This is a genomic window from Arsenicibacter sp. R0_47 (assembly GCF_057652235.1).
The window spans coordinates 64,432-87,832 of sequence record NZ_JBYFCJ010000018.1 but is presented as its reverse complement, the minus strand read 5'-3'; the positions used below and the strand labels follow the sequence as shown (position 1 = coordinate 87,832).

The following is a 23,401-nucleotide window of genomic DNA, read 5'->3' as shown; positions in this document are numbered from 1 at the left end:
CCCGACAAAAAAAATCGCCCGACAGCAAGGCCATCGGGCGATTTATCTTACACAAAAAGTCAGCAATTATCACCTAAAAAAATTACTGTTCACTGTTTTCATACGCTGCCTTACCGGCGGCGCAGTTAGTTTATTTTTTCGTAGACCAGCATACCGCCGCTATGGTAGAGGCGCAGCCGGTTCTGCGTTGTCAGTTCGTATCGGGTTACGTTTTTCAGGTTCGTGAAATACGTTTGTTCTGCCTGCATCGCCTCCGTCGGGCCGGCTATTTTAGTTGAGCCGATCCCATCCACTACCACCTGATCCGATTCAGCCGGTTTAGGCTGTGTCAGTTTTGTGAAATACGAGTTAACAGGTGCCTTGCCTGTCGCTTCATACACACGGGCAGCCGTCAGGACCGTTGCATTGACCGGTATTGCATTCAGTTCAAGCGTAATAGTATAAGGCGTAGCCGGTTCTACCAGCTTCCAGGTCCCGTCAAGTTTAGCCGTCGACGCACTCAGCGCCACGACCGTTTCATCGTTTCGCTCGCAGCTGAACGCCATGGCGACCAGGGATGCGACAAAGAGCAGAATCGTTTTCATGCGTTAGGAGACGGGTTTACGATTTTCCCCATAAACAATACGGTTCCGGTCGTTTTTTCGTGAATCACGAAGGCAAAAGGCCGGTTGCAGATGTAAGACATGCCTGCCGAGGTTACGCCGACGCCGATGCTGGTCACAGCGGCAGCTTCAGTGCCTGACTCGTCGACCGCAACATAGGTATCCTGCTTGACAAAATCGACATACAACTGTTTGCCCTTGCTGATGCCCGACAAATCAGCCGCGTTCGAGAAAGCCGTTGGCATGCCCATGCCCGACAGGATGCTGTTTAGTTTAATACTGTATTTCATCCCGAAACGTGGCAGACCGATGTCAATTTTTCCTTCGGCCATCCCTTGTTGCAGACTTGTCCATTCGGTACCGCTCAACGTATTCATCATTGCATCCAGTGATGAGTTCTCGTTAGGCAGCAATACGGTCATTACATAATTCCCCTGACTGTAAGGCAGTTCAAAAGCGGTATACGAAGGCCGGAAAGTCCGGCGCAACGGCACATCCAGCCGCATCATTTTGACGCTCTTTGTCTGACCCGACAGGAGTTTAAAGTCTGTGTCGTACGTTTGTTTTGTATCAAATTTCGTTTTCCAGTCGCCCTTAAAATAGAGCGCGTTGAGCAGAAACATCACGTGTTCGGGCTTCACCTCCGAAATCACCGTTGGTATCTTGCCACTTGTTTTGTCACTCGCCCACTTGTTGATCTGGTCTTTAGCCGTCGGACTGTTAAAATCCAGACCGGTTATATCAGCCTGAAACGTTTTCCGGAGCACCTCCTGAAACGATGTCTCAACCGCAAACCCGTTGCGGTACCACATCGAATTGGCAATCGATAATTTGACGTTCGGATCAACACCCGGCAGGTTAGTCATCAGGTTGGCGTACGTGTCATTTGCCTCTGACAGCGTCTGCGCGTCCAGTTTCAGCGTTTTCTGAATTTCGGTCTGCGTCTGTCCGTTTGCCCCGTTCATCAGCATGCCCAGCGCAATATGCAGACTCAACGGCGAGACAAAGGCATTTTCCGTTTTGGCCTCTTCGGCATACACTTTTTTAAAGAAGTCAAAGGCAAAGTCGTTGGTCTGGCCCGCAAACTTTGTGGACACCCGCAGTGCGCCGACAGTACTTTGGCCCGGCGACGGCGATGAATTATTGTTCCGGCAACCAACTGTCCCCACTATCAGCGCGGCGGCAGTAACGGTTGCGGTTAAGGCAAACAGGCGTTTCATGTTCTTTGTTGTTTAACGGGCTATACTATTGACAATCATTGAAGGCTGTACGGCGCTTCCGCAGCGTTTCGACCAGCGACTCAAACCCCGGAATGGTCTTACCGGCTTCGAAGGTTACGCGGTATTTATCGCCAGAACGTTCGATTTCCAGAAACTCGGCACCGCCGTCGGCACAGTCCGGACAGCCAATGCGTTCCGGTTGTTTTTTCAGCGCGGCAAGATCAGCCTGTGCGGCTAACGTTTTCCATTCGTCGGCCGTTATCGTTCCCTTGCACGACTTCACCGGTAATTCCTCCCGGTTATCTTTCATGATGAATGTGGCTTCGGCGGGAGTCAGGTCCAGCTGACGTTTGCAGTAGCCGATGCAAAACCCGTAAGAAGTTCCGCTGCGGATAACGACATCGGTTGACGCTCCCTTTACTTCGGCATCAACCCTTTCCTGTGTGCCGCATTGGGCAGCCATCAGGGCTACCATACCGGCTAAGATCAGTGCTTTCATTGTATGTGTTGTTTACTGTTCAACTGCCTTAAAAATGGTAATCTACACCCATGCTCATGCCAATCGTCTGGGGTCTGGTCCGGACATCGACCGTTGCTTTTGTCGCATTCTGGAGCGCATGCTGGTACATACCGGCAAACGACGCCGACCAGCGCTGTGTCGGGCGATAACGGAACCGCAGACCAGTCGTTGCCGACAGGGTTACCGGCCGGTATACGCCGTCACCGGATGAGATGGTTACACTTTCATCAACCCGGTTTTTAACAAACCAGTTTGTCAGTAATCCGCCCAGCATGGCAACGCCCAGTCGTTTGCGCGGCCGTAACTGATAACCCAGCTGCACGGGTACCTGCACAAACTGATAGTTATTGCTGATTTTCTGCACCTGCTCCGCACTGTATGCGTTATTGCTCGGAATAAACGAATTGCTCTTGTCCATAGACACCTGCGCATAATTAGCGTTTGACCCCGAAATAGCTCCCCGCAAGGCATCGGCATACAGATTCGAGGTACGTATCTCGCTCAGCATGGCCGACTGAAGGTTCGCAACAATCGTTTGTGTCGGGCTATTCACGGTTGAATTAGCCTCCAGATAGCCCACGCCGGTTTCAATCGTCCAGCGGTTGCCCAGTTTCATACCGGTCGACAGCTGATAAGCGACCGAAAGGTCAGCCTGGCTATTGACACGCTGTGTCGGTGAGGCCACCCGGGTGTTTGCCACATAATTGGCATACACCATTCCCGGCTGCGACGACGGGATAGACACTGACGGATTGAACGCCCCCGGCATCACACTGGCCGAGGCCCACAGCTCCCTGTGTTCTTTCGGCTGGCTGCTATTAACGTCCAACATAACATCATTTATCCGGTACCAGACGATGCGTTGTGTGCCATACATCCGGTCACGCATAGGATGGCTGGACAATGGTTCAAGTGCAGCGATGGATGCTTCCGAAGCGGCAAGGGCAACCGGGGTCACCACCTGTACCGGAGCACCGTAACCAACGGCACTATTTCCCTTAATGGTTTCGGTACCAGCACTTTTCACCGCGTTGTCGGCCAGCACGGCTGCGCTTTCCGGGAAACGTTTTACTGTATTTTCCGCAATGACGTCTGCCGGATTTTGTACTTTTTCCCGATTTGTCGCGGCCATCAGCACCTGTACTGCGGCACCGGCTTCCGCTGCACGAACACCTCCTTTAGCTTGTACAGCTGCTAATTGCGCTTCCGGCAACGGGTTATGCACATTTCGCGGCAATTTTCGTGAGTTATCCACAGCCATTGTGGATAACTTCGGTGCTCCGGCCGGCTTAGTGGCGGAAGCCAATACGTCCGGTTGTTTTGTAATTTGTTCAGACGGCGTACCAACCGGTTTAGCTGCTGAAAGCACCGGATTTTCCTTTACCGGAGTATCCATTGCCCACCAGCCAAGGCTCAGCAGCAAAACGGCCGCTGCCGCCGCCGCGCTCCAGCGCATCCATGGCCGTATGCCTGTCAGACCACCGCTACCGGTAGCACCGGCCATTGGCGTACCGCCCCACAGTGGAATAATTCCACGATCCTCTTCCTCGTCGAGCCGGCGTTCGATAGCGTCCCACACACGGGCCGGAGGCATTTCGGATGCCTCCCCGAACGCCTTTCTCCAGAGGGCCTCACCTGGCTCATCAGGACGTTTCCCTGGTGTATGTTCCTCAAACTGACTCATTTCTTATTGGCGGCATTCCGCTGGATGGTAGTTTATCTTCTTTCTGTAATTTCTGCTGAAGTAATTGTCGGGCTCTGGCGTACTGCGATTTTGAAGTTCCTTCTGAAATAGAGAGCATTTCGGCAATTTCAAGGTGGTTGTACCCTTCGATCGCATACAGGTTAAACACAGCCCGGCACCCCGGCGGCAACTCCTGCACCAGCTGCAGTAAAAACTGGTAGTTCAGCGATGGCAGACTTTCGTCGGCCTGCCCGATAAACGGGGCCATATCGGCAATATCGGTCGTTTGCTCCCATGGCTTTTGCTGCCTGATCTGTTTGAGGGCCGTGTTGATGACTACCCGTTTCAGCCATGCCTCGAGCGGACACTCAAACCGGAATGAGCCAATGTGCTGAAAGATCTTCACAAACGCATCCTGCAACACATCCTCGGCCTCCTCCACGTCTTTAGTGTACCGTTTACAAATGACAAAGAGCTTCCCGGCAAACCGCTCATAGAGCTGTCGCTGCACTGAACGGTCCTGCCGCCGGCATCCTTCAACTAATCCGTAATCATCAAGCATAGTAACGTCGACACCATAAAGACCCACCCCTTCCTGAAACGGTTGGAAAGCCTTTCTCATTTTTAACAAATTTTCACATAAAGGGGTTGACGCTTTCCCGATTAGCAAAGATTTTCCGCTTCCTCAAAAGAAATACAGCCCTATCCCCTTCTGCTCTACCTTCGGGCTACCAAAAACTAAGTGAACACAGATGAAAAAGACAATTTTACTGGCTTTTGCCCTGCTGGCTTTCTTCAGCGCTCAGGCACAACTGGCCAATGATAATACACTGGTGGTCCAGCTTGACGGCAAGGAATATAAAACCCAGCCCCGGCAGATCCGGATCGGGAATTACGCCTACTTTACCGGCAACAGCACTAAGCCTGACCGCATGCTCCGTGTCTGGCTGGGCGACTTCAACGGACGGGCTGTCAGCGAGCCGGGTCTTTACCTGATCGTCAATGCCGACCGCCCCGACACCCGCGAGAACATCAAACGGGCCCAGGACCTGGGCAAATACAAGGGCATTGCCGCTATCCGTTACGTGGAAGAGACAAAGACGCCGCGCATGGAATACCACGTCGGCGATTCGCAGAATAACAACGAAACGCTGGAGGTTAAGTCGGTCAGCGACGGGTTTATTGAGCTTTCGTTCAATGCCACCCTTGCGGGTACGTACTGGAAAGAAAAAGCATCGGCTACCGTTTTCGGCGGTTTAGGCCGTCTGCGGGATAAGGTTGAAAACAAAATCGTAACCTCAGCGACCGGCTACGACACAAATATTGATCCGGAAGGCAACGGCTACAAAAAGCAGGATAAAACCGACGAGGTTGTCCTGAAAGACGGCAAAATGCGGCTGAAGAAAAACTAAGCCTCCTCAGTACAGGTGGTGGCACGACTCTGACAGGGACGCCTAGCGGTCGGGGACGCCTAGTCGTGCCACCACTCTGATCCTTCCACTCTGCTCCTTGCCCGCCACACTAAGCACCCTGCTCTCCGCCCTCCCCCCATACCAACTTCCCTGATTCTGCGTTTTCGATAAAAATACGCTATACTTACAAACCTAACGACGGGTTTTGCCGTATTGCACCTAACATCGATCTGCGCTATGGAGACAAAAACTGTTACCAACGGAAGTATTCTGATTGCGGAGCCGTTTCTTGGCGATGCTAATTTTGAGCGCAGCGTGGTGCTGGTCTGCGAACACAGCGGGGAAGGAACGTTCGGGCTCGTGTTGAATCAGACCACCAATCTTATGCTGAGCGATGTCATCGATGATATCTACAGCGATGTACCACTCTTTCTGGGCGGTCCTGTCCAGCAGAATACGCTGCATTTTATTCACCGTCGTCCCGATCTGATTGAGCGTTCCATACAGATTCAGGATGGCCTGTACTGGAGCGGTGATTTCGAACAGATCAAACAGGGGATTAACATCGGTACGCTGTCAGCAGAAGACATCCGCTTTTTTGTCGGCTACTCCGGCTGGAGCGAAGGGCAGCTTGACGGTGAGCTGAATGAAAAGGCCTGGATTGTCTCAAAGGCCGAAACCAGCTTCCTGTTCGACACCCCGGCCGACCAGTTCTGGCGCGGAATTCTGAAGCGAATGGGGGGAGAATTCAAGGTTCTGTCAAACTACCCGGTTGATCCACGGCTGAATTAACTTTTTTTAACCAATTTTGCAGCCGGATCTATCGTTAAGAGAGGGTAACTAACCTTCTGCTGCTTCATTTCATGCGTATTAAACAGCTACTTTTCATGCTTGCGCTGGCCTGCCCATCGGTGGTCTTTGCACAAGGCAATACTCTTTCGGGACATTTTGGTATCAAAGCCGGACCGTCTATTACCCGACTGGCGCTTTCGGGAGTAACGACCAGCATTCCCAAGCAAAAAATAGACTTCAGCCTTGGCGCCATGTATCAGCTCCGGTACAAAAACTTTACGGTGCAGCCGGAACTGCTCTACTCCAAAGAAGGCGGCACGCTGAAAGTGCAGCGCGTTGGCCGCACAGAAATCGTCCGGAATAACTTCAGCTACATCGCGGTTCCGGTCTTGTTTGGCTGGGTTCCGACAGAAGGCATTGCCTTACAGGCTGGTCCGCAGTTCAGCTATGCGGTTAATGCCGGCTCGACCTATGGCCCTGGCACAAAGAATGACATGGGCATTGTCGTGGGCGCGCACTATGATTTTCTGGACATGCTGGATAAATTCAGTCTACAGGTGCGCTACATTCATGGCCTGACCAACGTGGCGCCTCCTTCGGCAGCAGGCATTGACCTGAACTACCGCAACCGCGTGCTTCAGGTGGCGTTTGTGTATAACTTTTACAAAAAGAAAAAATAAGCAGCAGGCCACGGCAGTAGCCTGTTCGTGGCCTTTTCTGCCTGCATCGCCATGCTTTCCGACTTCGGCATTATCCTGCTGTTTATTCTGGCCGCTTTCGCCTTTATCTCCCTTGTGTTATTCGGAGCCAGTTTTCTGCGCCCCAGCCGGCCCAATGTAGAGAAAATGAGCACCTACGAGTCGGGCGAAGAGCCGGTAGGCAATGCGAATGTGCAGTTTAACATCCGGTTTTATGTCGTGGCGCTGATCTTTGTGCTGTTCGATGTGGAACTGGTATTTCTTTTTCCGTGGGCAACCGTTTTCGGGCAAAAGACACTGATCACGCAGACAGAAGGACTTTGGGGCTGGTTTTCACTGGCCGAAATGGGCATTTTTGTACTTACGCTGGCACTTGGTTTAGCCTATGCATGGGTGAAAGGCTATCTGAGCTGGGTGAAACCACAACAAAAAATTCCGACCGTTGAGACCAAAGTCCCGCAGTCGCTCTACGATCAGGTAAACAAAAAGTACCAGCCGAAAGCCAAAGCCTGACCAGCCGGAACCGTTTTACGGTCATCGTCCGTTACACCGGCATAGACAATCACAGACTCCATGACTCCATCTTCCCCAGCCAATAAATCCGGCGATCACGGTATTGTGTTACTCCGTTCGGAGGAGCTTCTGAACTGGTCGCGGGAGTCGTCGTTATGGCCGCTGACGTTCGGTCTGGCCTGCTGCGCCATCGAAATGATGGGCTCGATGGCTTCCAGTTATGACCTCGAACGCTTCGGGATTTTTCCGCGGCCTTCGCCACGGCAGTCGGATATCATGATTATTTCGGGGACGGTGACCTATAAAATGGCCGACCGTATCCGCCGCCTGTATGAGCAGATGGCAGAGCCCCGCTACGTGATTTCGATGGGTTCCTGCTCCAACTGTGGCGGGCCTTACTGGCAACACGGCTATCATGTGGTGAAAGGAGTGGATAAGATTATTCCGGTGGATGTGTATGTCCCCGGCTGCCCGCCCCGTCCGGAAGCGCTAATCGACGGTTTTCTGAAACTACAGGAAAAAATCCGGCAGGAGAAGCCGCTGACGGGAACGGCCCCTACGGGCGAAAACCCGGAACGCTTATAACAACGTTTCTTTACCCCTACTAAGCATGTCTTTCGACGATATCGCCGCTATTCTTCAGGAACAGTTCGGCTCAACCATTCAGGTGAAAACAGCGTCACCGGCGGTTGTGGTTTCAGCCGATGTACTGGTCAATGTCTGTCAGTTCCTGCGCGACGACGAGCGCCTGTTTTTTGACCTGCTCGCCTGCATCACCGCCATTGACAACGGACCGCAGGTCAACACCATGGAGGTGATTTATAACTTCACGTCGATTCCGTTCGAGCATGACCTGATGCTGCATGTAACGGTAGCCCGCAACCAGCCCGGTATGCCGCTGCCGGCAGTACCGACCATCAGCCATATCTGGCGCACCGCCGACTGGCACGAACGCGAAGCCTACGATCTGGTAGGCATTTCCTTCACTAACCATCCTGACCTGCGCCGCATTCTGATGCCTGCCGACTGGGACGGTCACCCCCTCCGCAAAGACTACCAGGAACCGGAACGGTATCACGGGATTAAGACGAAATAAAATGAACAATGGATAATGTACAATGAATAATTAGCCGTGCGTAGCTTTCATTATTCATTGTACATTATCCATTATTCATTACCCTCCCTACTTACTTCCCGCCGCTCACTTTACTGGCACCGGTCTCTTTTGATTCCTTTTCTTTAATCGCTGCACGCTGGTCGTCGCGAACTGTCGGATACTTAATGCCTAACTGATCGAGATAGGTTTTATACTTCGCCGGATCGTAATAGAACTTCTCCAGTTTCGGTTTATACTCCGTCATAATCTTCTTATTCAGGAAAACCGCAGGCTGCTCTTTCGGCGAAATCAGCGGCGTGTATTTAATTTCTTTGGTTTGTTCGTCGCGGTAGTAAGCCCATGCATTTTTGATAATCTCCGGCTTCATCAGCATGTCGATCAGCGTCATGGCCTCCGCCTTGGCGCCGGCCACAATACCTTTGTGGGCAATCGGCGTGGCCATCGAAATGGCATTGGCCCAGTGGTGACCCGGCAGCCCGGGAATATTCGACGGATACCGTAATACAACCGTCGGCAGTGACCACGAAATATCGGCGATATCGTCGGAGCCGCCGCCCATGGCCGTCATCATCTGACCGCCCATCATCACGGGCGCCGCTGATACCGGCATCCCGATTGAGTCAATCTTCATCGCCAGTCCTTCAACTTTCGGAGCCTGCAGCTCAATCTGCGAGGCCTTGGCCAGCAGCTGATCTTCGGGCGACCAGGCAGGCAGGCCTACCTTCCGGATGTTTTCGTGCATGGCCTCCGCAATCGGCTTGTTGAAGTGGCCGGGCCAGGCCGAGCCCAGCACTTCGTACGTAAATTTGGTGTCGGTCATCATCGCCGCACCCTCAGCTATTTTCAGACCGGTCTCGTATAATTTCTTGATTTTCGGATACGTGCGTTCACGGAAATAGTACCATACCGCTGCTTTCGAGGGAACCACGTTCGGCTGATCACCGCCGTCGGAGATCACATAGTGCGACCGCTGCGTTACTTCGAGGTGTTCGCGGCGGAAGTTCCAGCCAACGTTCATCAGCTCCACCGCATCCAGCGCGCTGCGGCCCCGCCACGGTGCACCGGCAGCGTGTGCGGCCTGGCCTTCAAAATTGAACCGGACCGATACCAACCCGTTATTGCCCGCATCGCCCCACGAGACTCCCAGATTGTTACCGACGTGCGTAAAAATACAGGCGTCGACATCTTTGAAATAACCGTCGCGCACAAAAAAGGCTTTGGCCCCTACCAGCTCCTCGGCAACGCCCGGCCACAGCATCAGCGTGCCCGGGATTTTTTCACGCTCCATGATCTGTTTTACGGCCAGTGCCGCCACAATGTTCAGCGCCTGACCCGAATTGTGTCCTTCGCCATGCCCGGGTGCACCCTCCACAATCGGGTCGTGATAGGCCACGCCCGGCTTCTGACTGGCTTTCGGAATACAGTCAACATCGGAGCCGATGGCAATCAGTGGTTTGCCGTTCCCCCAGGTCGCAATCCAGGCGGTTGGCATATTGGCAATTCCTTTCTGTACCGTAAATCCTTCTTTTTCGAGCAGTGTAGTCAGGTATTTAAACGACTCTTCTTCCTGAAAACCCAGTTCGGAAAAACTAAACAGCATGTCGTTGATTTGCTGCGCCTGATCCTTGCGGGCGTCAATCGCAGCCATCACTTCCTGCTTGAGTTTCTCCGTCCGGTCGGCCGGCGCTTTAGCCTTTTTTGACTGGCCGAAAAGAAGGGCAGGCACTAATGAAAGCAGAACAATCCACTTTGTTGTAGAATTTTTCATAATTGCCATATTTAGCTTAGGTTAATTCCGTAAAACAGGATGAAATATACTAAAATGACCTTTTTTAGCCGCATAATATTTTGAAGATCTCTGGAAAAACACCCATTCCGGCCGGATATTACGGGCTTATGTAAAACTTTGCGGCTGACTCGTTTAAACTTTCGTTTTCATGTAACGCCTTTCTGAGTACTTTTGCGGTGAATTTCAATTTTCCAACTGATTGACAGAACATAAAATGGAGAAAATTAAAGTAGCTAATCCGGTGGTTGAACTGGATGGCGACGAAATGACGCGAATTATCTGGAAGTTCATCAAAGACAAGCTGATTCTCCCCTACATTGATGTAGATATTAAATATTATGATCTTGGTATCGAATACCGCGACGAGACAAACGATCAGGTGACGATCGACGCGGCTAACGCTATCAAAGAATACGGTGTTGGTATCAAGTGTGCAACTATTACGCCGGACGAAGCCCGTGTGGAAGAGTTCAATCTGAAGCAAATGTGGAAATCGCCGAACGGTACAATCCGGAACATTCTGGACGGTACTGTATTCCGCGAGCCAATCGTTATCAATAACGTACCCCGTCTGGTAACGAACTGGTCACAGCCAATCATCGTTGGCCGTCACGCGTTCGGTGATCAGTACCGCGCAACCGATTTCGTTGTACCGGGCAAAGGTAAACTGACCGTTAAATTCGAAGGTGAAGACGGAACAGTAATGGAGTACGAAGTGTACAAATTCAACGGCCCGGGCGTAGCCATGGCGATGTACAACGTTGACGAGTCGATCCGTGGTTTTGCCCGTGCCTGCTTCAACATGGCGCAGCAAAAAGGATGGCCGCTGTATCTGTCTACGAAAAACACGATCCTGAAAAAATACGACGGTCGTTTCAAAGATATTTTCCAGGAAATCTATGAAACTGAGTTCAGCGACTCAGGCGTTCACTACGAACACCGTCTGATCGACGACATGGTGGCCTCCGCCCTGAAGTGGGAAGGTTCATTCGTATGGGCGTGTAAAAACTATGATGGTGACGTTCAGTCGGATACCGTAGCACAGGGCTTTGGTTCACTGGGCCTGATGACATCGGTACTGGTTACACCGGACGGACATACGATGGAAGCCGAAGCAGCTCACGGTACGGTAACCCGCCACTACCGCGAACACCAGAAAGGCAACAAAACATCGACCAACCCGATCGCATCAATCTACGCATGGACACGTGGTCTGGCGTTCCGTGGTAAGCTGGACGGCAACCAGGCGCTGATCGACTTCTGCCACGCACTGGAAGCGGTTTGTGTAGAAACGGTAGAAAGCGGTAAGATGACGAAGGACCTTGCCCTGTCGGCATATCCTTCCGGTACGAAGCTGATCCCTGGCGAGCACTACCTGTATACAGAAGACTTCCTGGAAGCCCTGGATACAAACCTGCAGGCTAAACTAGCGTAATCACCTCTGAGGGTATATAGCCCGGTAATGCACAGGCATTACCGGGCTTTTTGTTTTATAACCAGCCAGATAATAAATCATGTGTCCATTTTACACGTTTTTATGACCGAATCCTAAACGGTATTTGCCATTCCGTGCCAACTTCTGCATATTTAACTAATCTACCTTTCTACAGAACATTTACACAACCCTTGTAACCACTATCCGGATACGCCAACCTGAAAACTTTACGCTGAAATGAGTGCAGGCTTAGTCATTGCAATTGGTACGGCAGTTTTGCTGATGATGGCGATCTTTATCATCATCTTCGTGGCCTATTACCAGCATAAGCAGGCACAGCAGCGGTTGGCCCTGAAAGAGATGCAGGAACGCCACCGCCAGGAACTGATGGCAGCTACTTTCCACGGTCAGGAGGCCGAACGGCGCCGCTTAGCCCAGGACCTGCACGACGATATCGGCACCATGCTGTCTGTGGCCAAACTAACCCTGAATCAGCTCGAACGCCAGCTTACGCCCGAAACACCGCCCTCGCACCAGGCCCGTAAGACCCGTCAGCTGCTGGATGATACCCTGAAAAATGTCCGCCGGATCAGCCGCGATCTTGTCCCGACCACCCTCGAACGGTTTGGTCTGCTGGCTTCCCTGGAAGAGCTTGTCGGTAATGCCAGTAACGACCTGGTCGATGTCCGGCTCGAACGCCCTGAAACACTCCCGCCGCTGACACCGGCCATCGAAATCATGATTTACCGGATTGTCCAGGAACTGGTCAGTAACGCTATTAAACATGCGGGAGCAAACAGCATTGTGATTCAGCTGTTTCCGGCTCAGAAAGAAATCCGGCTTAATGTATTCGACGACGGGCGCGGGTTCGATCTGGATGAAGTACTCCAGAACAAGCAGCGTGGGCTAGGGATCCGGAACATCGAAAGCCGCCTGAGTGTGGTTGACGGACACGTGACATTTGATGTGGCGCCCGGCCGCGGATCACATATTTATGTGCAAGTTCCGCTTGAAAATGCTAAACTTGTTCCGCTTTTGACCTAATGTCCTCTTCTGCCATGCGTAAGATAAAACTAGCCCTGTGCGACGATCATAATTTATTCCGGGTAGGCATGGCTACCATTCTGAGTCAGGTCCCTGATTTTGAACTGATTCTTGAAGCTTCAAATGGTCAGGAATTAATTGACAAGGTCCCGCGCAAAACGCCCGATGTAGTCCTGCTCGATTTACAGATGCCTGTCCTCGACGGCACCGCCACGGCCGACTGGCTCCGGGAAAATTACCCGCTCATCAAAATTGTTGTGCTGACGATGCACGATGAAGACCGGATGGTACTGCACCTGCTGGAGAAAGGCGTCAGCGGGTATCTGCTGAAAGATGCCGAACCGGATGAAGTTGAGCTGGCCATCCGCAAGGTGATTGACGAAGGCGTTTACCTGAATGAGTTCGTATCGAAAGCCATGCTCCGCAAAATGACCAACCGGACCACGGTTGTCAAACAGCCATCGACGTTTTATAACAGTAAAGTATTGTTATCGGAGCGTGAGAAAGAAGTGCTTAAACTCATTTGCGAAGGGCTGTCAACGGCCGAAATCAGTGAAAAACTATTTCTGAGCCCGCGCACGGTTGAGGGCCACCGGCTACGGATCCTGGAAAAAACAGGCACTAAAAATACCGCCGGCATGGTTGCCTACGCTTTCAAAAACAACCTCGTCTGAGGTATTCCGTATAGCTCTATCAGGCAGCCGGATCGATACGGGCTGCCTTTTTTATGTCCGCTCCTGACACAGTTCAATCAGCACACCGTTGGTGCCTTTCGGGTGCAGGAAACAAACCAGCTTATTATCGGCGCCCTGCTTCGGGGTTTCGTTCAGCAGCGTAAAGCCTTCACCTTTTAATCGTTCCATCTCAGCCAGAATATCATCCACTTCAAACGCGATATGGTGAATACCTTCGCCTTTTTTGTCGATAAACTTAGCGATGGCGCTGTCGGGGCGGGTTGCCTCCAGAAGCTCGATTTTTGTCTGGTTAATGCTGAAAAAAGAGGTCGTTACACCTTCTGATTCAACCGCCTCAGATTTATAGGGAGCCACACCCAGCAGCTTTGTAAACAGGTCATTTGAGGCAGTCAGGTTCTTAACCGCAATACCCAGATGTTCGACGTTGGTCAGCATGAGATCAATAAAAGCCGGATTAGACGATAGTAGTCCGGTCAGAAAACCGAACTTTTCAAAACGGCGATAAGTTATTAAATTAGCAAAAGACATTTCTCATAACCAGCTATAGATTTCTGTCAACAATGGTATCGGTATCGGATAAAGCAAAAGAAAAAATCGTTGAGTTACGCCAGAAAGAAGGCTTAACTGACAACTACGCGATTCGGGTGGCAGTAGAAGGCGGCGGTTGCTCGGGTCTGATGTATGACCTGCAGTTTGATACCGCTCAGCAGCCGACTGACCATATTGTCGAAGATAAAGGCATCAAAATTTTTGTTGACCGCAAAAGCCTGCTTTATCTGGCCGGCACAGAACTTGATTTTTCGGACGGCTTAAATGGTAAAGGGTTTCAGTTTAAAAACCCGAACGCAACCCGCACCTGCGGCTGTGGCGAAAGTTTTGCCGTTTAGCAGACCATACGTAAAAACGGGGTGTATGGAGGAGACCGGCTGGTTTCACTCCATACACCCCGTTTGCTTGTCAGGCCGGACTGATCAGAACCAGCCTGCGCCCGGAATCCGGAACGGCCACGGAATTGAGGCCAGAATAACGAGCAGACCGATAGCGTAAAAGGTAAATACTGCTTTGTGTTTCGCCGCACTGCCGCTCAGGCGCTTGTGCTTCGAATAGCCAACGGTAATCAGCGCAATAGCAATCAGCATTCCGACAGAGTGTTCCGCCGTATAGAAGCGATAGATTTTGTCGCTCATCATGCTGAAATCAACTTTAGGGCTGATGAAGAATAAAACCAGCCCGATCAGTAACTGCGTGTGTACCGAAATCAGTGAAAACAGATAAAGCTTACGATCGCCATCGGTATAACCGGCTTGTCCCGAACGCTTTTGCATAGAAACAAATACCGCTGCCAGCAAGAGAATAAGTGCCAGCCAGCGAAGTCCCGAATGGGCATGTAGGAGTCCTGAGTACATAGTATCTTTGTAGTTTGTACAGCAAATAAACCGAACTTTATGCTTCTCTACAACGTCACCGTAAATATCAGCAAAAACGTAGCCGCCGATTGGTTACAATGGATACGTGCAGAACACCTGCCCGACATTATGGCAACCGGCCTGCCCACTCAGCATAAACTACTTGAATTGCTGACGGAAATCGACAACGGAGGCAGTACGTATACCATTCAGCTCCTGTTCCCGGACCAGGCAGCCTACGACGCCTACGAAACTATTTACGCTCCGAAACTTCATCCGCAAATGCAGCGCCGGTACGCCGGTAATATCTATACTTTTCAGACGTTGCTCCGCGAAATATGATTTCAGCGTTAATTACGGGATTTCCGTAACAATTCTCTGCGGTATAATGTATATTAACAGATGTAGTACCATAACTGTTTCTATACATTATGTTAGCTATGACACTTACCTCTACACAACCAGGGAGACTGCTTCTCAGCGCATTAACTATTTCACTATTTATTTCATGCAGGGTATTCGCACAGGTGCAGGTAACGTTTCCGGTATCCCGCATTGTCTTTCAGCGTAATAATGCCAATCAATCAGTAATTACCATAACCGGTCTGTGTCCGGCAAATACACAGCGTATAGAGGTCATGCTGACGGCTACGGCCGCCGGATACGGCTCGTCTACCAACGGTTTTATTACCCTTGATAACCAGCCGGCAAGTGGTCAGTTCTCCGGGCAGCTTACGCTTTCGGGCGGCTGGTATCATCTGGATGTCCGAGCAATCAGTAACGAACAGATTATTGGCAGCACACGTATAACACCCATCGGTGTTGGTGAAGTATTTGCCATTGCCGGGCAATCAAACGGGCAGGGCGTACTACCTAATCACGAAACCGTTGCCGCTACCGACGACCGTGTCAGCACGGCTACTCACTACAACTTTTCGGATACAGTCCGGTTACCGCTCCCGCCAACCTTTAGCCCGATTACGAAAGACATAACCATTTCGCCCCGTGGCCTGACGAGCTGGTGCTGGGGCAAACTGGGGGATCTGCTGGCGCAGCGGCTCAACGTACCGGTTTTGTTTTATAATGCCGCCTGGTCGGGTACTGCTGTACGGAACTGGCGGGAAAGCATTACCAAAGACAGCACGGCAACCGCGTGGGGTGAATATTTTATGCCCAAAATGCCCTATGGTAACCTGAAACGTGTACTACAGGACTATGTGCCGCTGACCGGCCTCCGCGCCGTTCTCTGGCACCAGGGCGAGGCAGAAGCCTACGACACCATTCCGATACCGGCTAACATGCAGGGGACACCGGCCAAATCCCCGAACTACGAGGCAGATCTTAAATTTATTATCGCCCAAAGCCGGGCCGATGCGGGCAATGTGGCGATTCCCTGGATGGTGGCCCGCGCTTCGGTTGATAACTGGACGGCAACGCTGTATCCGTCCGGCCTGTACGAACCCGTTACCAATGCCCAGACACGGGTAATTCAAACGACTGACCGCGTATTCTTCGGCCCGGTGACGGATACCATTCAGATCCCGAGAACCGACGGCGTACACTTTTCAGGGCAGGGGCTGATCCGGCTTGCCAGCGCCTGGAGTGCGCAGCTGACCAACGACTTTTTCAATGCAGCAGCCCCGCTACTGCCCAAATCCGTTTCGGTGACGAATTTACGGTTAGATGGCCGTGCCAGCCGTCGCATAGTGGCTATCGGCAGTCCGGTTACATTTACGCTGATCATCACCAACAAGGGAGGTAAACCGGCGACAAATGTCAGGCTGCGATGCCAGTTACCCGCCAATGTTGCCTTTGCCGGTAGTCCGCAGCTAACGTATCGTAAAGGTATCTTGCTGGGCAGTATCAGTCAGGTCAGTACCAGCCAGCAGGTTGTAGTTACCTTTACTGTTTATCCAACAGCATCAGGTTTTTACCGCATAGCGGCCGAAATTGCCAGAGCCGATCAGTTGGATCCGGACTCCCGACCCAACACCAGCTTTTTCGACGGACAGGATGACATGGTGTGGCTGGATTTCCGGACGACCGACGGCGGCACTACCGTCTACTCACTCATGCCTTCGGCCAACGTTGACCCTGCACCGGCTGTTATCAGCAACCAACCGGCGATTGATAACAGCCGTGCGAATCTGCGGCTGGATCTGGTGTCTGATCAGCTTGTTTGCCGCCCGTTACAGCCAGTCGCCATTAGTGTCGTTGTTACAAATCTGGGGGGCGCCACAGCCTCTAATGTACAGGTTGTCTGCCAGCTACCTTCATCGCTCCATGCTTACTACAGCGAAACATTCTCTATTAACGCACAGCAAGCCACAACGACGATTAATACCTTACAGGCCGGGAGTACGGTACGGCTGGTCTTCACGGCCGTACCGGCAATAAGCAGTAACTACCTTTTTAAGGGACAGATCACAGCCGCCACCCCAACCGATCCGAACTCTACCCCAAACAACGGCTTTACAAACGGAGAAGATGACACGGCCCAGCTTAGTATCAGGGCCTATTAAAACAGCATGTGCGCAGCCCCGTTGCCGGAACTGCGCACATGCAGCTGAATCTATATGTCTGACCGGTTAGTAACGGTACATTTCGGCTTTGAACGGACCTTCTGTCGTTACACCGATGTAGGCCGCCTGCTCGTCGTCGAGTGAGTCAAGCTTAGCCCCTACGTGTGCCAGGTGCAGCGCCGCTACTTTTTCGTCCAGTTTCTTCGGCAGTACGTATACTTTGTTTTCGTACTTGTCGGCATTCTGCCAGAGTTCCAGCTGAGCCAGAGTCTGGTTTGAGAATGAGCAAGACATTACAAACGACGGGTGACCCATCGCACAGCCCAGGTTCACCAGACGGCCTTCTGCCAGTACGATGATTTCCCGGCCGTCAACTTCGTACATATCAACCTGCGGCTTAATGGCCGATTTTGTGTGGCCGTAGTTTTCGTTCAGCCACGCCATGTCGATTTCGTTATCGAAGTGACCGATGTTACACACAACGGCTTTGTCACGCATATTCTTGAAGTGACGGTCTTTGATGATACCGATGTTACCGGTAGCTGTTACAAAGATGTTGGCACGGCTAACGGCTTCGTCCATCGGTACCACTTCATAACCATCCATAGCCGCCTGCAGAGCGCAGATCGGGTCAATTTCGGTAACCAGTACACGGCAACCGGCACCACGCAGCGACTCGGCCGAGCCTTTTCCTACGTCGCCATAACCAGCCACAACGGCTACTTTACCAGCCAGCATCAGGTCAGTGGCACGACGGATGGCGTCAACCAGTGACTCGCGGCAGCCGTATTTGTTATCAAACTTCGACTTGGTAACCGAGTCGTTTACGTTGATAGCAGGCAGGTGCAGCGTACCATTCTTCATCCGCTCATACAACCGGTGTACACCCGTTGTTGTCTCTTCTGACAGACCTTTGATGTTCGGAATCAACTCCGGATACAAGTCAAATACCATGTTTGTCAGGTCACCGCCATCATCCAGAATCATGTTCAGTGGCTGACGGTCTTCTCCGAAGAACAGCGTTTGCTCGATACACCAGTTAAATTCTTCCTCGTTCATTCCTTTCCAGGCATAAACAGGGATACCAGCCGCTGCAATAGCCGCAGCCGCGTGATCTTGTGTGGAGAAGATGTTACATGAAGACCAGGTTACGTCAGCACCCAGTTCAACCAGCGTTTCGATCAGAACCGCCGTTTGAATAGTCATGTGCAGACAGCCTGCAACCCGTGCACCAGCCAGTGGTTTCGACGGACCAAATTCCTGACGAAGTGCCATCAGACCAGGCATTTCGGCTTCTGCCAGCCGGATTTCTTTACGGCCCCATTCAGCGAGGGCAATGTCCTTAACTTTATACGGGACGTAGGCAGATGTTTGCGTTGACATGATTTGTCGTTTTCGTTTATAGTTGTTTGCCAGTACAGCAAACGGGCTTGTTTCTTAGCAAAATACAAAATTATGGAAGTCACGGCAGAATACCTAAACCGCTTCTCCGTTCGGTTGCATTCCCGGTCGGTAAATCATAAATTATGCCAGGAAGCAGCTATAAACCGTCTATTTCAATACTGGTTTTACCAGTTTAGTCCAGAGTATGTACCCATTAGGCAGCATGTGCAGGCTATCACCCTTATAGTACTCTCCGTGCGGCTGTCCGCTGGCATAGAGCATCGGGGTATAGGTGTCCACATATTTTGTCCGCTTCTGTTTTTTCAGATACCCTTTAATCATCGCGTTCGCCTCCTGAACAACAGGCCAGTACTTGCGGCGGGACGGGCTTGGTTTCATCGCAATGTAAACAAATGAGACCTTTGGCAACGCCTTACGGACATACTGAAACAGATCAACAAACTGATCGTATACATACTGCGCTGACTTACCGGCGGCCACGTCGTTTTCACCCGAGTATAACACGACTTGTTTAGGCTGGTAGTTGATGATGATCCGGTCCGCGAAATACCGGGCGTCAGCCAGACCCGACCCGCCGAAGCCCCGGTTTATAACCGGCTTATCCGGAAAATCAGCGGCAAGGCTTTCCCAATAACGTATTGACGAACTACCGGTAAATACAATCGGATGGGCCGGCGGTGGCGCAGTTTTATCTTTTTCTTCAAACGCTTTGATTTCGGACTCAAACTTGTTCTGCGCAACAACGCACAGCGGAAAGAAAAGCAGGAACAGTTGCGTAATGTAAGGGGTTTTGTTGAGCATCATATTGTAATGGGTATAGGTGGCCACAAAGGCACTACGTTACAAAGGGGCACAAAGGGTTAAGGTTACTCCCTGATGGAGAAACTTCGTGTTACTTCACGTCTTAGTGTCTTTGTGGCCATTTTTTTAAATAAACGGCACGACTGTTTCCAGCCCCATGCCGCGGGAGCCTTTAATAAGGATGTGCGTGTTCTCAAACGGATAGTCCATGATCCAGTTGTGCAACGAAAACTTATCCGGAAAATAATAGGCTTTCGGCAGTGCATGCAACGCATACTTCATATCCTTGCCGGCCAGAATGACCAGGTCAAACTTACCCGTAGCCACCAGTTCGCCGAGAGCAGCATGTTCCGCCTCGCTTTCGGGGCCCAGCTCATACATATCGCCCAGAATGACCACTTTCTTGTCTGCCGGCACATTCATAAACTGGCGGACCGCTGCCGCCATCGAACTCGGATTAGCGTTGTAGGCATCCAGCAGGATCGTATTTGTGCCCTTGTGTACTACCTGCGACCGGTTGTTGGTCGGGTTATAATCGGCAACGGCGCGGTTAGCCTCTTCGCTCGTTACGCCGAAATAGGCTCCGATGGCCAGTGCAGCCGCCATATTGTCAAAGTTGTACTGCCCCGGCAAATGGGTTTTGATCTCATGCCCGGCTGCATCGCGGTATACTACCACCGGCGTTTCTTGGAGCAGGGTCGGGCCATCGGTTAAATACGTCACCACTTCCTTAAACGACCGTTCTTCCTTCATAGCCATAATCGTGGCATCCTGCGCATTCACAAACACGGTACCGCCCGATTTGGCCAGCCAGTCGAACAACTCGCCTTTACCCTTCCGGACGCCTTCTACCCCGCCGAAGCCTTCGAGGTGCGCCTTCCCGATATTCGTGATCATGCCGTGGGTCGGCTCAGCAATTGAGCACAGCAAGGCAATTTCCTGCTGGTGATTCGCGCCCATTTCGACCACCGCCATTTCGTAACTGTCATCGCCATCGCCGCGAATCGAGAGCAAGGTCAGGGGTACACCAATGTGGTTATTGAAATTCCCGGGGGTAGCATAGGTTTTGAAGCGCTTGGACAACACGGCGGCAATCAGCTCTTTAGTGGTTGTTTTGCCGTTTGAGCCGGTCATGGCCACCACCGGAATCGTCAGCGTCCGGCGATGATGCCGTGCCAGATCCTGTAACGCCGTCAGGCCATCTTCTACCAGCAGGCAGCGCTGATCCGAAGCGGCCACGGCAGGATCATCCACTATGGCATAGCGGGCTCCTTTCGCCAGCGCGTCCACCGCAAACCGGTTGCCATCGAAGGCAGGTCCTTTCAGTGCAACAAACAAACAGTCCGGCAAAATCTGCCGGGTATCGGTCGAAACACTCGTGCACTCCAAAAATTTATGGTATAGTTGAGCCGTTGATGTCATAAGAACAGAGTCTTGTTCGTTGTTAGCTTAGTGTACAGGTTTGGCGCATGGTTATTTACCCGCGCATCCACAGACAGGTACAACCGCTCTGCCCATAGATGCCCAAAAATACATGAAAAACTATATTGCAGCCCTGCTGGTTGCTTTTCCGTTGCTCAACTATGCTCAATCGCTTTCTTTCCGGTATGATCAGAAGCCTGCACTGACAATAAATGGCCGTACACTGCCCAATCCATGGGTCGGCGGCATGAACGCGTGCCAGTTTTCGACGATGAAGCTCAACAACGACAACGTTGACGATTTGGTAGTCTATGACCGCAGCAACCGCAAAATCAGCACATTTTTATGGACTGACAAAGGCTGGCAGTATGATCCGTCCTATGAAACAGCCTTTCCGGCTATTCAGAACTGGATGTTGCTGGTTGACTACGACGGCGACGGCAAAAAAGATCTTTTTGCCCAGAGTACGTTCGGCATTCAGGTGCTGCGCAATACATCTTCGGGTGGTAAAGTCAGCTGGCAGGTAGCGGCAAACCCGCTCATTACCGAGGGCTTAGGCGGCCGCCAGAACCTGTACGTTGCCTCATCGGACATTCCGGCTATCGTTGACCTCGACGACGACGGCGATATTGACATCCTGACCTTTGATGCATCAGGCAACCTGCTCACGTTACAGCAGAACCTCAGCCGCGAGCAGCAGGGCGTTTCGGGCCTGACCTTCAAGCGGATCGGCAGTTGCTGGGGCGGCTTTCAGAAAGAATACTGTAATGATTTTATATTCGGCGTCGATTGCAGTGTCGGCGGTCGGGTTGCCGTTACCGGCGCGGGCCGGCCAGCGACTCCTGCCCATACCGGCAATACCATTACGCTGTTCGATGCCAACGGCGACGGCACAAAAGACCTGCTGGCCGGTTTTGTCAGCTGCCAGAATATTGCGCTGGTTAAAAATGCAGGCCCGAACACGTCCGATGCCAAGTTCACGTCCTTCGATGCCAATTTTCCGGCCAAAGACCCGATTAACTTCCAGAACTTCCCGGCCGTTTTCTGGGAAGATGTTGACGGCGACGGTAAAAAGGACCTGCTGGCCACGCCAAACGTGCTCAGCAATGAAGGCAATCTGATTGATTTTCAGTCATCAAACTGGTTTTACCGCAACGTTGGTACGAATCAGAAACCGGATTTCCAGCTGGTTCAGAAAAACTTCCTGCAACGCGACATGCTGGATCTCGGCGAGCGGGCGGCCCCTGCCCTTGCCGATCTGGACGGCGACGGTGATCTGGACCTGCTGGTAGGTAATGGCGGGATACTGACTGGCCAGACGTTCCGTGGCAACCTGTTTTACTTTGAGAACAAGGGAACACCGCAGGAAGCCTATTTCGATCTGGTATCCAGTGATTATCTCGGTCTTGGCAGCTCTACCGTGCTTACCGACCTGATGCCGCGCTTTGCCGACCTGGACGGCAACGGTAGCCTTGACCTGATCGTGTTCAGTAATTCAGTGCGGGGAATTGAAATCCGCGCGTTTTACAACCAGGCTGCGGCAAAAGCTCCCGCCAGATACACACTGGCCGGCGTAAAACTGATTCCGACGCCGAATCTGCTGGGACCAGGCGACATTCCCTCTTTTGTTGATGTCGATAAAGACGGCCTTCCCGACATGCTCGTTGGCCGCTCCATCGGTAACATCGCGTATTACCGCAATACGGGGACAGCCGCAAGCCCTGCGTTTCAGCTCCAGACCGAAGAATACGGCGGATCAAAGGTTAACACACTGGCGGGCGGCCCTTCGCTGGTCGTCGCCGACCTCAACGGCGATCAGCGGCCCGAACTGATCTCGGGCGATCAGTGGGGTAAGATGAAGCTATACCGCTTTCCTGACCAGCCAAACCAGTCACTGGTATTGCTGGATACACTGGCGGCAATCGGCACGCCTGGTCACGACCTGATGCTGGCTACCGGCGATCTGGACGGCGATCAATTGCCTGACTTGCTGATCGGAACGACGGGCGGCGGCCTGCGGTACCTGAAGAATACGTCGGAAAAAGTCGTGATTACCGGCATCGACAACGGGGAGCCGGTGTTGCCCTGGGCCTATCCCAACCCGACCGAGCGGTATGTCACCATCCGCCCGCCACATGACGGTATCGCTGAGGTTATTTCACTCAGTGGACAGCAGCTGATGCAGGGGATGTCGGTCAGGGCCTATAATGAGACCCTGCTGGACCTTGGTACACTCGGCGACGGCACCTACCTTGTGCGGCTGCTTTCCGAAGGCAAACCACCACTGGTTCAGAAGGTTGTGGTCTGGAAATAAACCTTGCCCGG

The 23,401-nt window shown here is 52.0% G+C and carries 24 protein-coding genes; 13 read left to right on the top strand and 11 right to left on the bottom strand.

The window, feature by feature from the left end; genetic code table 11:
- Positions 1-125 precede the first annotated feature (125 nt).
- The 5 genes from AC23NW_RS24235 to AC23NW_RS24215 are packed head-to-tail and all read right to left on the bottom strand — an operon-like array spanning position 126 to position 4,588.
- Positions 126-584, bottom strand: a complete 459-nt coding sequence (locus AC23NW_RS24235; RefSeq protein WP_487452697.1) for an META domain-containing protein — start codon at positions 582-584, stop codon at positions 126-128.
- A complete protein-coding gene (locus AC23NW_RS24230) occupies positions 581-1,822 on the bottom strand; it encodes a serpin family protein (RefSeq protein ID WP_487452695.1) in 1,242 nt (413 codons plus the stop codon). Before AC23NW_RS24230 ends, AC23NW_RS24235 begins: the two co-directional genes overlap by 4 nt.
- Before the next feature lie 25 nt (positions 1,823-1,847).
- Positions 1,848-2,321 (bottom strand): hypothetical protein, encoded by a 474-nt coding sequence (locus AC23NW_RS24225; protein WP_487452693.1) that lies wholly within the window; start codon positions 2,319-2,321, stop codon positions 1,848-1,850.
- A gap of 28 nt (positions 2,322-2,349) precedes the next feature.
- Positions 2,350-4,026, bottom strand: coding sequence for a hypothetical protein (locus AC23NW_RS24220; RefSeq protein WP_487452691.1), 1,677 nt, complete (start codon positions 4,024-4,026; stop codon positions 2,350-2,352).
- A complete protein-coding gene (locus AC23NW_RS24215) occupies positions 4,013-4,588 on the bottom strand; it encodes an RNA polymerase sigma factor (protein WP_293837505.1) in 576 nt (191 codons plus the stop codon). The genes AC23NW_RS24220 and AC23NW_RS24215 overlap by 14 nt, the downstream gene beginning before the upstream one ends.
- Positions 4,589-4,778: 190 nt before the next feature.
- Between AC23NW_RS24215 and AC23NW_RS24210 the strand changes: the two genes are divergently transcribed.
- From AC23NW_RS24210 to AC23NW_RS24185, 6 genes are all read left to right on the top strand, one after another.
- A complete protein-coding gene (locus AC23NW_RS24210) occupies positions 4,779-5,438 on the top strand; it encodes a hypothetical protein (protein WP_487452689.1) in 660 nt (219 codons plus the stop codon).
- Positions 5,439-5,675: 237 nt separating this feature from the next.
- The gene (locus tag AC23NW_RS24205) at positions 5,676-6,230 is read left to right on the top strand and encodes a YqgE/AlgH family protein (protein WP_293836907.1); all 555 of its coding nucleotides are present in this window, start codon (positions 5,676-5,678) and stop codon (positions 6,228-6,230) included.
- Positions 6,231-6,301: 71 nt separating this feature from the next.
- Positions 6,302-6,910, top strand: coding sequence for a porin family protein (locus AC23NW_RS24200; RefSeq protein WP_293836909.1), 609 nt, complete (start codon positions 6,302-6,304; stop codon positions 6,908-6,910).
- Positions 6,911-6,961: 51 nt separating this feature from the next.
- Positions 6,962-7,441 (top strand): NADH-quinone oxidoreductase subunit A, encoded by a 480-nt coding sequence (locus AC23NW_RS24195; protein ID WP_293836911.1) that lies wholly within the window; start codon positions 6,962-6,964, stop codon positions 7,439-7,441.
- Positions 7,442-7,501: 60 nt separating this feature from the next.
- A complete protein-coding gene (locus AC23NW_RS24190) occupies positions 7,502-8,026 on the top strand; it encodes an NADH-quinone oxidoreductase subunit B (protein ID WP_487452686.1) in 525 nt (174 codons plus the stop codon).
- Between the two features lie 25 nt (positions 8,027-8,051).
- On the top strand, positions 8,052-8,537 hold the full coding sequence (locus AC23NW_RS24185) for an NADH-quinone oxidoreductase subunit C (protein ID WP_487452685.1): 486 nt from the start codon (positions 8,052-8,054) through the stop codon (positions 8,535-8,537).
- Positions 8,538-8,628: 91 nt separating this feature from the next.
- On the opposite strand, the gene AC23NW_RS24180 is transcribed toward AC23NW_RS24185, so the two are convergent.
- Positions 8,629-10,326 carry an amidohydrolase gene (locus tag AC23NW_RS24180; protein WP_487452683.1) on the bottom strand — a complete coding sequence of 566 codons (1,698 nt, stop codon included), beginning with the start codon at positions 10,324-10,326 and terminating at the stop codon, positions 8,629-8,631.
- 235 nt (positions 10,327-10,561) lie between these two features.
- Here AC23NW_RS24180 and AC23NW_RS24175 point away from each other — a divergent pair, with 235 nt between their 5' ends.
- From AC23NW_RS24175 to AC23NW_RS24165, 3 genes are all read left to right on the top strand, one after another.
- A complete protein-coding gene (locus AC23NW_RS24175; protein WP_293836919.1) occupies positions 10,562-11,782 on the top strand; it encodes an NADP-dependent isocitrate dehydrogenase in 1,221 nt (406 codons plus the stop codon).
- Positions 11,783-12,019: 237 nt separating this feature from the next.
- Positions 12,020-12,826 carry a sensor histidine kinase gene (locus tag AC23NW_RS24170; protein WP_293836920.1) on the top strand — a complete coding sequence of 269 codons (807 nt, stop codon included), beginning with the start codon at positions 12,020-12,022 and terminating at the stop codon, positions 12,824-12,826.
- A 14-nt stretch (positions 12,827-12,840) separates the two neighbouring features.
- Positions 12,841-13,500: a response regulator transcription factor gene (locus AC23NW_RS24165; protein ID WP_293836922.1), complete on the top strand. Its 660-nt coding sequence runs from the start codon at positions 12,841-12,843 to the stop codon at positions 13,498-13,500.
- 51 nt (positions 13,501-13,551) lie between these two features.
- Here the strand turns inward: AC23NW_RS24165 and mce are convergent, their stop codons facing one another.
- A complete protein-coding gene (gene mce / locus AC23NW_RS24160; protein WP_487452766.1) occupies positions 13,552-13,956 on the bottom strand; it encodes a methylmalonyl-CoA epimerase in 405 nt (134 codons plus the stop codon).
- Between the two features lie 125 nt (positions 13,957-14,081).
- On the opposite strand from mce, the gene AC23NW_RS24155 reads away from it, so the two are divergent.
- The gene (locus AC23NW_RS24155; protein ID WP_071505257.1) at positions 14,082-14,408 is read left to right on the top strand and encodes a HesB/IscA family protein; all 327 of its coding nucleotides are present in this window, start codon (positions 14,082-14,084) and stop codon (positions 14,406-14,408) included.
- Positions 14,409-14,492: 84 nt separating this feature from the next.
- Here the strand turns inward: AC23NW_RS24155 and AC23NW_RS24150 are convergent, their stop codons facing one another.
- Positions 14,493-14,927, bottom strand: coding sequence for a cytochrome B (locus tag AC23NW_RS24150; protein WP_293836926.1), 435 nt, complete (start codon positions 14,925-14,927; stop codon positions 14,493-14,495).
- Between the two features lie 39 nt (positions 14,928-14,966).
- Here AC23NW_RS24150 and AC23NW_RS24145 point away from each other — a divergent pair, with 39 nt between their 5' ends.
- On the top strand, positions 14,967-15,269 hold the full coding sequence (locus AC23NW_RS24145) for a DUF4286 family protein (RefSeq protein WP_487452680.1): 303 nt from the start codon (positions 14,967-14,969) through the stop codon (positions 15,267-15,269).
- A 98-nt stretch (positions 15,270-15,367) separates the two neighbouring features.
- On the top strand, positions 15,368-17,449 hold the full coding sequence (locus tag AC23NW_RS24140) for a sialate O-acetylesterase (RefSeq protein WP_487452678.1): 2,082 nt from the start codon (positions 15,368-15,370) through the stop codon (positions 17,447-17,449).
- A gap of 66 nt (positions 17,450-17,515) precedes the next feature.
- Here the strand turns inward: AC23NW_RS24140 and ahcY are convergent, their stop codons facing one another.
- The 3 genes from ahcY to AC23NW_RS24125 all read right to left on the bottom strand — a co-directional run bounded on the left by ahcY (position 17,516) and on the right by AC23NW_RS24125 (position 21,076).
- Positions 17,516-18,832: an adenosylhomocysteinase gene (gene ahcY, locus AC23NW_RS24135; RefSeq protein WP_293836932.1), complete on the bottom strand. Its 1,317-nt coding sequence runs from the start codon at positions 18,830-18,832 to the stop codon at positions 17,516-17,518.
- A gap of 168 nt (positions 18,833-19,000) precedes the next feature.
- Complete coding sequence (locus tag AC23NW_RS24130; RefSeq protein ID WP_487452676.1) at positions 19,001-19,657, bottom strand: GDSL-type esterase/lipase family protein; 657 nt, start codon at positions 19,655-19,657, stop codon at positions 19,001-19,003.
- Between the two features lie 123 nt (positions 19,658-19,780).
- Positions 19,781-21,076, bottom strand: coding sequence for a UDP-N-acetylmuramoyl-tripeptide--D-alanyl-D-alanine ligase (locus tag AC23NW_RS24125; protein WP_487452674.1), 1,296 nt, complete (start codon positions 21,074-21,076; stop codon positions 19,781-19,783).
- 112 nt (positions 21,077-21,188) lie between these two features.
- Here AC23NW_RS24125 and AC23NW_RS24120 point away from each other — a divergent pair, with 112 nt between their 5' ends.
- Positions 21,189-23,390, top strand: coding sequence for a T9SS type A sorting domain-containing protein (locus AC23NW_RS24120; RefSeq protein WP_487452673.1), 2,202 nt, complete (start codon positions 21,189-21,191; stop codon positions 23,388-23,390).
- The last annotated feature ends 11 nt before the right edge of the window (positions 23,391-23,401 follow it).

What these genes read in the sequence shown, in the direction of transcription:
- AC23NW_RS24150 (WP_293836926.1), bottom strand. Translation starts at nt 14,927, where the DNA reads ATGTACTCAGGACTCCTACATGCCCATTCGGGACTTCGCTGGCTGGCA.
- AC23NW_RS24170 (WP_293836920.1), top strand. Translation starts at nt 12,020, where the DNA reads ATGAGTGCAGGCTTAGTCATTGCAATTGGTACGGCAGTTTTGCTGATG.
- AC23NW_RS24190 (WP_487452686.1), top strand. Translation starts at nt 7,502, where the DNA reads ATGACTCCATCTTCCCCAGCCAATAAATCCGGCGATCACGGTATTGTG.
- ahcY (WP_293836932.1), bottom strand. Translation starts at nt 18,832, where the DNA reads ATGTCAACGCAAACATCTGCCTACGTCCCGTATAAAGTTAAGGACATT.
- AC23NW_RS24165 (WP_293836922.1), top strand. Translation starts at nt 12,841, where the DNA reads ATGCGTAAGATAAAACTAGCCCTGTGCGACGATCATAATTTATTCCGG.
- AC23NW_RS24140 (WP_487452678.1), top strand. Translation starts at nt 15,368, where the DNA reads ATGACACTTACCTCTACACAACCAGGGAGACTGCTTCTCAGCGCATTA.
- AC23NW_RS24215 (WP_293837505.1), bottom strand. Translation starts at nt 4,588, where the DNA reads ATGCTTGATGATTACGGATTAGTTGAAGGATGCCGGCGGCAGGACCGT.
- AC23NW_RS24205 (WP_293836907.1), top strand. Translation starts at nt 5,676, where the DNA reads ATGGAGACAAAAACTGTTACCAACGGAAGTATTCTGATTGCGGAGCCG.
- AC23NW_RS24230 (WP_487452695.1), bottom strand. Translation starts at nt 1,822, where the DNA reads ATGAAACGCCTGTTTGCCTTAACCGCAACCGTTACTGCCGCCGCGCTG.
- AC23NW_RS24175 (WP_293836919.1), top strand. Translation starts at nt 10,562, where the DNA reads ATGGAGAAAATTAAAGTAGCTAATCCGGTGGTTGAACTGGATGGCGAC.
- AC23NW_RS24145 (WP_487452680.1), top strand. Translation starts at nt 14,967, where the DNA reads ATGCTTCTCTACAACGTCACCGTAAATATCAGCAAAAACGTAGCCGCC.
- AC23NW_RS24235 (WP_487452697.1), bottom strand. Translation starts at nt 584, where the DNA reads ATGAAAACGATTCTGCTCTTTGTCGCATCCCTGGTCGCCATGGCGTTC.
- AC23NW_RS24125 (WP_487452674.1), bottom strand. Translation starts at nt 21,076, where the DNA reads ATGACATCAACGGCTCAACTATACCATAAATTTTTGGAGTGCACGAGT.
- AC23NW_RS24220 (WP_487452691.1), bottom strand. Translation starts at nt 4,026, where the DNA reads ATGAGTCAGTTTGAGGAACATACACCAGGGAAACGTCCTGATGAGCCA.
- AC23NW_RS24155 (WP_071505257.1), top strand. Translation starts at nt 14,082, where the DNA reads ATGGTATCGGTATCGGATAAAGCAAAAGAAAAAATCGTTGAGTTACGC.
- AC23NW_RS24210 (WP_487452689.1), top strand. Translation starts at nt 4,779, where the DNA reads ATGAAAAAGACAATTTTACTGGCTTTTGCCCTGCTGGCTTTCTTCAGC.
- AC23NW_RS24130 (WP_487452676.1), bottom strand. Translation starts at nt 19,657, where the DNA reads ATGATGCTCAACAAAACCCCTTACATTACGCAACTGTTCCTGCTTTTC.
- AC23NW_RS24195 (WP_293836911.1), top strand. Translation starts at nt 6,962, where the DNA reads ATGCTTTCCGACTTCGGCATTATCCTGCTGTTTATTCTGGCCGCTTTC.
- AC23NW_RS24225 (WP_487452693.1), bottom strand. Translation starts at nt 2,321, where the DNA reads ATGAAAGCACTGATCTTAGCCGGTATGGTAGCCCTGATGGCTGCCCAA.
- AC23NW_RS24120 (WP_487452673.1), top strand. Translation starts at nt 21,189, where the DNA reads ATGAAAAACTATATTGCAGCCCTGCTGGTTGCTTTTCCGTTGCTCAAC.
- mce (WP_487452766.1), bottom strand. Translation starts at nt 13,956, where the DNA reads ATGCTGACCAACGTCGAACATCTGGGTATTGCGGTTAAGAACCTGACT.
- AC23NW_RS24200 (WP_293836909.1), top strand. Translation starts at nt 6,302, where the DNA reads ATGCGTATTAAACAGCTACTTTTCATGCTTGCGCTGGCCTGCCCATCG.
- AC23NW_RS24185 (WP_487452685.1), top strand. Translation starts at nt 8,052, where the DNA reads ATGTCTTTCGACGATATCGCCGCTATTCTTCAGGAACAGTTCGGCTCA.
- AC23NW_RS24180 (WP_487452683.1), bottom strand. Translation starts at nt 10,326, where the DNA reads ATGAAAAATTCTACAACAAAGTGGATTGTTCTGCTTTCATTAGTGCCT.